Origin of the sequence: Roseateles sp. (assembly GCF_052436255.1) — a bacterium.
Taxonomy (GTDB): domain Bacteria; phylum Pseudomonadota; class Gammaproteobacteria; order Burkholderiales; family Burkholderiaceae_C; genus Pelomonas.
In genome coordinates, this window is the sequence record NZ_JBQVNP010000191.1 from 1 (window position 1) to 7,701 (window position 7,701).

At 69.7% G+C, this 7,701-nt stretch carries 10 protein-coding genes; 5 read left to right on the forward strand and 5 right to left on the reverse strand.

The annotated features are described in order from the left end of the window. A partial coding sequence (locus ACT6S0_RS24995) for an isocitrate lyase/PEP mutase family protein (RefSeq protein WP_444766459.1) occupies window positions 1–675 on the reverse strand: 675 nt, incomplete at its 3' end. 166 nt (window positions 676–841) lie between these two features. On the opposite strand from ACT6S0_RS24995, the gene ACT6S0_RS25000 reads away from it, so the two are divergent. The 4 genes from ACT6S0_RS25000 to ACT6S0_RS25015 all read left to right on the forward strand — a co-directional run bounded on the left by ACT6S0_RS25000 (window position 842) and on the right by ACT6S0_RS25015 (window position 5,462). Next, window positions 842–1,210 carry a methylglyoxal synthase gene (locus tag ACT6S0_RS25000; protein ID WP_444766460.1) on the forward strand — a complete coding sequence of 123 codons (369 nt, stop codon included), beginning with the start codon at window positions 842–844 and terminating at the stop codon, window positions 1,208–1,210. A 93-nt stretch (window positions 1,211–1,303) separates the two neighbouring features. After that, a complete protein-coding gene (locus ACT6S0_RS25005) occupies window positions 1,304–3,412 on the forward strand; it encodes a putative bifunctional diguanylate cyclase/phosphodiesterase (RefSeq protein WP_444766461.1) in 2,109 nt (702 codons plus the stop codon). A gap of 60 nt (window positions 3,413–3,472) precedes the next feature. Then, entirely contained in the window at window positions 3,473–3,637 is a 165-nt protein-coding gene (locus ACT6S0_RS25010; protein WP_200946789.1) for a hypothetical protein, read from the forward strand. 112 nt (window positions 3,638–3,749) lie between these two features. Next, window positions 3,750–5,462: an NAD(P)/FAD-dependent oxidoreductase gene (locus tag ACT6S0_RS25015; protein ID WP_444766462.1), complete on the forward strand. Its 1,713-nt coding sequence runs from the start codon at window positions 3,750–3,752 to the stop codon at window positions 5,460–5,462. 43 nt (window positions 5,463–5,505) lie between these two features. On the opposite strand, the gene ACT6S0_RS25020 is transcribed toward ACT6S0_RS25015, so the two are convergent. Genes ACT6S0_RS25020 through ACT6S0_RS25030 form a run of 3 tightly spaced genes read right to left on the reverse strand, consistent with a single transcriptional unit; the run spans window position 5,506 to window position 6,592 of the window. Further along, window positions 5,506–5,955 carry an HIT domain-containing protein gene (locus ACT6S0_RS25020; RefSeq protein WP_444766463.1) on the reverse strand — a complete coding sequence of 150 codons (450 nt, stop codon included), beginning with the start codon at window positions 5,953–5,955 and terminating at the stop codon, window positions 5,506–5,508. 20 nt (window positions 5,956–5,975) lie between these two features. Continuing rightward, on the reverse strand, window positions 5,976–6,347 hold the full coding sequence (locus ACT6S0_RS25025; RefSeq protein ID WP_444766464.1) for a c-type cytochrome: 372 nt from the start codon (window positions 6,345–6,347) through the stop codon (window positions 5,976–5,978). Continuing rightward, window positions 6,344–6,592 carry a hypothetical protein gene (locus tag ACT6S0_RS25030; RefSeq protein WP_444766465.1) on the reverse strand — a complete coding sequence of 83 codons (249 nt, stop codon included), beginning with the start codon at window positions 6,590–6,592 and terminating at the stop codon, window positions 6,344–6,346. Before ACT6S0_RS25030 ends, ACT6S0_RS25025 begins: the two co-directional genes overlap by 4 nt. A 26-nt stretch (window positions 6,593–6,618) precedes the next feature. Here ACT6S0_RS25030 and ACT6S0_RS25035 point away from each other — a divergent pair, with 26 nt between their 5' ends. Then, complete coding sequence (locus ACT6S0_RS25035) at window positions 6,619–6,900, forward strand: DUF427 domain-containing protein (protein ID WP_444766466.1); 282 nt, start codon at window positions 6,619–6,621, stop codon at window positions 6,898–6,900. On the opposite strand, the gene ACT6S0_RS25040 is transcribed toward ACT6S0_RS25035, so the two are convergent. After that, a partial coding sequence (locus ACT6S0_RS25040) for an MltA domain-containing protein (RefSeq protein WP_444766467.1) occupies window positions 6,884–7,701 on the reverse strand: 818 nt, incomplete at its 5' end. The two genes, ACT6S0_RS25035 and ACT6S0_RS25040, sit on opposite strands and share 17 nt — an antisense overlap.

Here is a 7,701-nt window from a genome sequence, read left to right on the forward strand (position 1 = left end):
GCGGCGCACGCCCAGGCGTTGCAGCTCGGCCAGGCCGGGCAGCGCCGGGCGCGCCATCACGTTCAGCGGCAGCGGCTGGCCGGCCACCAGCGCCTCGATGTCGGCCGCCGCCGTCACGCCGGCCGCGAACAGGCCGTCGGCGCCAGCGGCCAGATAGTCCCGCGCGCGCAGCAGCACCTCCTCGGCCGCACGCCCCGGTGCCAGGTTGCGCAGGTAGACATCGCAGCGCGCGTTGATGAACAGATCGACGCCAGCCCGGGCTGCCGCCGTCTTGATCGCTTCGATCTTGCGGCACAGCAGGGCCGGCGCACCGGCGCCGTCCTCGAGGTTGACGCCGACCACCCCGGCCTCGACCAGCCGCATGACGTTGTCGGCCGCCGTCGCCGGGTCGTCGCTGTAGCCGGCTTCGCTGTCAGCGCTCAGCGGCACGCGGGCGACCCGGGCGATGCGCCGGATGGCGGCAGCATGCTCGGCGATGGGCAGGTGGTTGCCGTCGGCATGGCCCAGCGCCCACGCCAGGCCGGCACTGGTCGTGGCCAGGGCCGGCACGCCCAGGGCCTGCACGAGCACGGCGCTGCCGGCGTCCCAGACATTGGCGATTTTCAGGAGTTCGGGGCCTTGGTGGAGCTGGCGGAAGTTCATGGCCGGACGTGAAGGGGTTTCGGGGGTGTCCATCCTGCCTCGCATCTGCTGCCAACGGGTGGCAGTGAGCGGTTTTCGGAACCTGAGCGGTGACAGCGCTGTGTGCGCTACCCATTCAGGCCTCGTAACTGCGCAGTTCTCCGCACTGAACCGCACGGACTGCGTGTAACGTGGCCGCTTTGCAATGCTGGCCCGCTCGATGAGACTCGCCTTGATCGCCCACGATGGCAAGAAGGACGACATGATCGCCCTCGCCGCCGACTTCCTGCCCCTGCTGCGCCGCTGCCAGCTGATCGCCACCGGCACGACCGGCACGCGCCTGAGTGCCGCCCACGACCTCGTCATCGAGCGCATGCTGAGCGGCCCGCTGGGCGGCGACCTGCAGATCGGCGCGCGGCTGGCCGTGGGCGAGCTTGATGGCGTCATCTTCCTGCGCGACCCGATGACCCCGCAGCCGCATGAACCCGACATCAATGCGCTGGTACGCGCCTGCGACGTGCACGACGTGCCCTGCGCCACCAACGTGGCCACGGCGCGGCTGCTGCTGACGCGCTGGAGTGCCGAGTGAGCGCCGCGCAGGCGTCCTGCCGCTTGGCAGGACGGCTGGCAGCCCGAAGGGCCACCCGATGACCTTGGCGCCGCGCCAAGGAGCCGGCCGCGAATGACCGCCGCCCCGGCGCCCGTGCGCAGCCTGTCACGGCGCTTGCGCATCCGCACCCGCCTGGGCCTGGCCTTCGCGCTGCTTTTGTTGCTGCTGATCGGGCTGGCTGCCCTGTCGGTGCACCGGCTCAACGGCCTGTCCGACGCGCTGAACCGCATCGTCGACGACCAAGCCGTCATCCGCGACTCGGTCAACGAGATCAACCGCAATGCCGAGGCGGTGGCGCGCAAGCTGCTCGTGCTGATGAGCCCCGATGCCGAGTTGCGCGTGGCGGCCTATCCCGAGATCGCAGCGGCCAACAACCGACTCGACGACGCCATGCAGCGCCTGGCCATGGTGCTGCCGACCGGCCCGCGCGCGGAGCGGCTGGCCGAGGTCCGCTCGCGCCTGACCGACTACCGCGCCAGCTATGTCGAGGTGCGCAACCTCATCGAGCGCGACGACTTCCAAGCCGCCCGGGCGCTGCTTGGCAGCGACGCCGAATCGGCGCTGTCGCTGTTTGTCAACGCCATCCACCAGCTGGCCGCGAGCGAGGAGCGCGCCGGCACGGCCCAGGCCCGTGAGCTGCACAACCAGCTTGACGTCGATCGCACCGGCGTGCTGGCGCTGTGCGTCGGCGCCCTGGTTGCCGGCGCGCTGCTGGCCGTGGGCGTCACGCGCTCCATCGTCAACCCGCTCAAGCGCGCCGAGGACGGCGCCGAGCTGATCGCCCAGGGCCAGTACGGCCATCGCATCGAGGTCGATTCGGCCGACGAACTGGGCCACATGGCCAGCGCGATGAACACCATGGCGGCGGCCGTCGGCGAACGCGAGGCGGAGCTGCGCCGCCTGGCCGATGTCGACCTGCTGACCGGCCTGCCCCAGCGCGCCCGCTTCATCGCCGACGGTGACCGGCTGCTGGCCAACCTGCCGGAGGGCGAGCGGCTGGCGGTACTGATCTGCATCGACGTCGACCGGCTCAAGGCCGTCAACGGTGTGCTGGGCTTCGATGCCGGCGACGCGCTGCTGCGCGGCGCGGCCAACAAGCTCGCAGCGCTGTTCGAAGGCGTGGCCGCCTATGGGCGCCTGGCCGGCGGCACCTTTGCCGCGCTCGCGCCGGTGCTGCGCCTGGATCACGGCGCCGCGCTGGCCGCCCAGCTGCGCGAAGAGGTCGAGCACAAGCTGAGCTGGCAGGGCCAGTCACTGGATCTGGCGGTATCGCTGGGCGTGGCCCATTGGCCGGAGCACGCCGCCGACACCGAGGCCCTGCTGCGCCGCGCCGAGCAGGCGATGTTCGAGGCCAAGCGGCTGCGCCAGGCCGTGGCCGTCTTCAACCCAGGCGCCGAGGCGGCGCGCGCCCTCCACCTGAGCCTGCTGTCCGACCTTGCCACCGCCATCCAGCAGGACCAGCTGCGCCAGTTCCTGCAGCCCAAGCGCGACTTGAGGACGGGCCGCATCACCGGCGCCGAGGCGCTCGTGCGCTGGCATCACCCGCAGCGCGGCTGGCTGCCGCCGGGCGACTTCATCCCCTTTGCCGAGCGCAGTGGCCGCATCCGCCAGATCACCGACTGGATGCTGGCGCGTGCCGTGCGCACCCTGGCCGGCTGGAAGGCCGAGGGCCGCGAGCCGCTGTGCATCGCCGTCAACATCTCGACGTTGGACCTGCAGGACCAGACCCTGCCCGCCCGCCTGGCCGCGCTGCTGGCCGAATACCGCGTCGACCCCGGCCAGCTGCAGCTGGAGGTGACCGAGACCGGCCTGATGTCCAGCGGCACCGACCCCATCGCCGTGCTGCATGCGCTCAAGGCCTGGGGCGTGCGCCTGGCCATCGACGACTTCGGCACCGGCCAGTCGTCCCTGGCCTATCTGCAGCACCTGCCCGTGGACGAGCTCAAGATCGACCGCAGCTTCGTGCAGGACGTGGACGGCGACCCGCGCCGCCAGGCCCTGCTGAAATCCATCGTCGGCGTGGGCCAGGGCCTGGGCCTGACGGTGACGGCCGAAGGTGTGGAAAACGCCGCCGAACTGGCCGTCACCGAGGCCTGCGGCTGCGACCTTGTGCAGGGCTACTTGCTGGCCAAGCCGATGGATCTGCCGGACTTTGAGCTGTGGCTGGCGCGCGCAGGCTAAAATCCGCGCCTTTCGTCGTTTTGCCCCTGCAAGCGGGCTTTGTTTCACTGGAGAGCCATCATGGGCAACAAGATCATCACCGAAGCGGACCGCCGCGCCTCCCCCCGTCCGGAAGCCCCCAAGGGCGTCACCTTCACGGCGCCCAAGGGCCAGCTGCGCAGCCTCGAGCGCGGTGCGCACACCCGCTCCAAGAAGAACCCGGGCAAGCGCCCGCATTCGGGTTGATCCTCGGGCCGACGGCCTGAAGGTTCACCACACAGGCCCCGCGGGGCCTGTTTGTTTTTGTCGGCTCGACACTGACCAGGAAATGTTGCCCCCACGGCCGGGCACCGCTGACATGATCCGCATCACCGAACTCCGCCTGCCGCTCAACCATGCCGAGGACGCCCTGCGCCCGGCCGTGCTGGCACGGCTGAAGCTTGCCGATACCGAACTCGCCGGCATCCACGTCTTCCGCCGCGGCTACGACGCGCGCAAGCGCAGCGACATCCAGCTCGTCTACACGCTGGACTGCACGCTGGCTGAGGGGCTGGACGAGGCGGCCGTGCTGGCGCGCTTCGCGGGCGACCACCAGGTGCGCGCCACCCCCGACACCGGCTACCACTTCCTCGCCCAATTTGGAAACGGTCGGGGCGACTACGCGGGCCCGCGTCCCGTCGTCGTCGGCTTCGGCCCCTGCGGCCTGTTCGCCGCGCTGATCCTGGCGCAGATGGGTTTGAAGCCCATCGTGCTGGAACGCGGCAAGGCGGTGCGAGAGCGCACGCAGGACACCTGGGGCCTGTGGCGCGAACAGAAGCTCGACCCCGAGAGCAATGTGCAATTCGGCGAAGGCGGCGCCGGCACCTTCTCGGACGGCAAGCTCTGGAGCCAGATCACCGACCCGCGCCACCTGACGCGCAAGGTGCTGACCGAGTTCGTCAAGGCCGGCGCGCCGGACGAGATCCTGTTTGTGAGCAAGCCCCACATCGGCACCTTCCGCCTCGTCAGCATGATCATCAAGATGCGCGCCGACATCGAGGCCCTGGGCGGCGAGATCCGCTTCCAGCAGAAGATGACCGACCTGCTCATCGAGGATGGCGCGGTGCGTGGCGTGCAGCTCGAATCCGGTGAGCAGATCAGCACGACCCACGTCATCATCGCCCTGGGCCACAGCGCCCGAGACACCTTCCAGATGCTGCATGCGCGGGGCGTGCACATGGAGGCAAAGCCTTTCTCCATCGGCTACCGCATCGAACACCCGCAGTCGCTGATCGACGCCGCCCGCTTCGGTGCCCACGCCGGCAACAAGATCCTCGGTGCGGCCGACTACAAGCTCGTCCACCACGCCAGGAACGGCCGTGCGGTCTACAGCTTCTGCATGTGCCCCGGCGGCACCGTGGTGGCCGCGACGAGCGAAGAAAACCGCGTCGTCACCAACGGCATGAGCCAGTACTCGCGCAACGAGCGCAACGCCAACGCCGGCATCGTCGTGGGCCTCACGCCCGAGGACTACCGCCAGGACGGCAAGCGCGACGGCAGCCCGGTCAACCCGCTTGACGGCATGGCCTTCCAGCGCCTGTGGGAAAGCCGCGCCTACGAACTGGGCGGCGGCGGCTACCTGGCGCCGGGCGCGCTGGTGGGCGACTTCATCAAGCGCCAGGTGAGCAAGGAATTCGGCGAGGTGCTGCCGAGCTACAAGCCCGGCGTCACGCTGACCGACCTGCAGCAAAAGGGCCGCGGCTCGCTGCCGTCGTATTGCCTGGAGGCCATCCGCGAGGCCCTGCCGGCCTTTGCCCGCCAAATCCGCGGCTTCGACCGGCCGGACGCGGTGCTGACGGGCGTGGAGACGCGCACCTCATCCCCCTTGCGGATCAACCGCGGGCGCGACTACCAGAGCGTCAACGTGCGCGGCCTGTTCCCGGCCGGTGAAGGCGCGGGCTATGCGGGCGGAATCATGTCCGCCGGCGTGGACGGCATCGAGGTCGCCGAAGCGCTGGCGGCGGACCTGCTGGGCATGCCGGATGCACCGGTGCTGCAGGGCAAGGGGGCGAGGGCGGGCGGGCAGGTGTAGGGGGCTTGCCAACTGCTATTCCGCTACCTTTGCATCGCCAGAATCACTTGGCGATCACGTGGAAGTGGAAATAGGAAACATGCTGCAAGTCCGGCCCGTTGCTCACAAGCCGGTAGTTCTTGAAGCCGGCCGCGCCGACATGGCCTCGAGCGAGAGCAAGGCATTCGAGCAGATAGGGGGCGTCCTCCGGCGCCAACTCCATGATGTTCCTGACGTCCCGCTTCGGAAAGAAGGCGACGTGATAGCGGCCTTCGGGCTTCCAATGCTGGATGCCGATGCATCGCTCTGACTCAGTGATGACGCCTGGCAAGGCGCCCGGCGCCAGCGCAATGCCGGCCGACATGAGCAAGCCGGCAATGTCCGCGGGCTTGAAACAGTTGCCGTCGCAGGAGGGCGCAGCAAGAAGAGACCGGGGAAGGCTTCTTGAAAAAAACATCCCGCCGATCAAGATGCCGAGAACCAGGACAACGACGAGCACTGCGAATCGTTTCATGCGTTTTCAGCCAGTCCCAATCAGCGCTCTTGCGCCGCCAGATAAGCCAGCAAGTCCGCCACCTTGGCTTCATTGATGCCGATGCCCCAGTAGCGCATCTTGGTGCCGGGCACCACGGCGTTCGGGTCGCGCAGGTAGGCGGTCAGCGTGGCCTCGTTCCACACCAGGCCCGAGGCCTTCATGGCGGGTGAGTAGGCGTAGCCGGCCGCGCTGCCGGCCTTGCGCCCGGCCAGGGCCTGCAGGTGCGGCCCGAAGCCGTGGCGGGCAGCAGGGCCGACCGAATGGCAGTTGGCGCAGGAGGCGAACAGCTTGCGGCCGGCCGCCGGGTCGCCGGCGGCGGTCGCCAGCAGGGGCGCCAGGGCCAGCGCCGAAGCGGCGAGCCGCCACTTCATGGTTCGCCCCCCGCTGCCAGCATCCCGATCAGCTCCTTCGCGAACGCCAGCGCGTCCTCCCACTGCTCGAAGTGCATCTCGTTGTTGAGTTCGTCCACGCCGCCATCCGGCCCCTTGTGCACGACCGACCAGCCGCCTGCGCCGCCGTCGATGGCCAGCACGCCGAACTGGCCGGCCTCAAGCTCGCGGGCGCTGCCCGATGTCACCACGATGTCGCGGCCGAGGTGCAAGTGATAGCGTCGCATTCGACCCATTCTCACGGAGACCGCAGATGAAAGCAGTTTGGAACGGCGTGACCCTCGCCGAGAGCGGTGACACGGTGGTGGTGGAAGGCAATCACTACTTCCCGGCCGAGTCGTTGAAGAAGGAATACACGACCTTCTCCAACCACCGCAGCGGCTGCCCCTGGAAGGGCCAGGCGCAGTACCTGAGTCTGTTCGTCAATGGCGAGATGAACCCGGATGCGGTCTGGTATTACGCCGACCCGCTACCGGCGGCGGCCGAGATCAAGGGGCGGTACGCGTTCTGGAAGGGCGTCAAGGTTTCGGAGTAGCCGGCGGCGCGCCCTCGGGCCACAGTGCCCACAGCCGCAACGGCTGCTTGGTGCGCCCGGCCTGCAGCGCGGCGTCCTGGCCCCAGCCCCAGAACAGGTCGGCACGCACCGCGCCCAGGATGGCGCCACCGGTGTCCTGCGCCAGCACCAGGCGGCGCAGCGGCGTGGTCGACAGCGGCTCGCTGCTGTCCAGCCACAGCGGTGTGCCTAACGGGATGAACGAGCGGTCGACGGCCACGGAGCGGCCCGGCGTCAGCGGCACACCCTGGGCGCCGCGGGGGCCCACCGCGGCGTCGGGCAGGGCCTCCTCGCGGAAATAGACAACACGCGGGTTGATGGCCAGCGCATCGCTTACCTTGGCCGGATGGCGCCGCGCCCAGTCGCTCAGGGCGCGCCAGCTGGCGTCGCGCAGCTCGCCGCGTTCCAGCAGCGCGCGGGCGACGGATTCGAAGGGCTGGTCGTTGTGGCCGGCGAAGGCGACGCGGGTGATGCGTTCGGCACCCGTGGCGTCGCGCATCACCAGGCGGCCCGAGCCCTGGATCTGCAGTTGCAGCAGCGCGAAAGGATCGTCGACATAGGCCAGCGCCAGCGCGGCGAAGCGCGGGTCGGCGCCGATGTCGCGGCGCGGCGTGCGGCGCAGCACGGGGTCTGTGGGCAGCGCGTGCAGCGGCCATTGAAAGGCGCCGTGGCGCTGCCGGCTGGCTGCAAGCTGGGGCTCGAAGTAGCCCGTCAGCAGGCCCGTCGCTTCGCCGTTGCCGGCTTGCAGCCGCCAGGGGCGCAGATGCTTCGTCAGCAGCAGCG